This window comes from Limnohabitans sp. 2KL-51 (assembly GCF_003063645.1).
Classification (GTDB): domain Bacteria; phylum Pseudomonadota; class Gammaproteobacteria; order Burkholderiales; family Burkholderiaceae_C; genus Limnohabitans_A.
Genome location: NZ_NESJ01000073.1, coordinates 1 through 650, shown reverse-complemented (window position 1 = coordinate 650; position 650 = coordinate 1). Strand labels below are relative to the sequence as shown.

General features: G+C 67.8%; 1 protein-coding gene. It reads right to left on the bottom strand.

Features of this window, described 5'->3' with window-relative positions:
• Window positions 1-650 (bottom strand): Ig-like domain-containing protein (locus tag B9Z49_RS21440; protein ID WP_199225148.1); only part of this gene is annotated, 650 nt, incomplete at both ends.

Sequence of the window (650 nt, the reverse complement as noted above, 5' to 3'; positions counted from 1 at the left end):
TTGCCGTCGTTGCCGTTGGTGTTGGCTTTGTTGGGGTCGCTGGTGGTGGCGGTGTTGCCCGCCGCATCCCGTGCGCTGGCGGTGATGGTGTCGCCCACCACGGCGCTGGTGGGGGTCAGGCTCCAGGTGCCATTGGCGCCCACGGTGGCGCTGCCCACGATGTTGTTGTTGGCGTCGCGCACGGTGACCACAGCCCCCGGTTCGCCGGTGCCGCTGATGGCGTTGGTGGTGCCGGCCAGGCCCGCTTGGGTGATGTCCACGTTGGTGCGGGTGTCGATGGTGAAGGGATCGCCCGGGGTGGTGGTGGCCACGCCGTTTTGCGTGGTGATGATCTGGGGAGAGTAGGTGCCGTCTGGCAAGCCCTGGGGCACGGTGAAGCTGTAGCTGCCATCGGGCTGCACGGTGGGGGTGACCGTGGCCACGACCTGGCCCTGGGCGTTGTAGATCTTGATTTGCACAGTAGCGCCCACGGGCACGGCGCCGCTGAAGCTGGGGGTGGTGTCGTTGGTGATGCCGTCGTTGGTGTCTTGGCCGGTGTCGCTGGCAGCATCCATGCGGATGGTGCTGAAGCTGCTGTTGTTGCGGTCGCCGCCGCCGCCGCTGCCGTTCGAGCCCGTAGCGTTGGCGGTGTTGCCGTTGGTGTCGCGCGC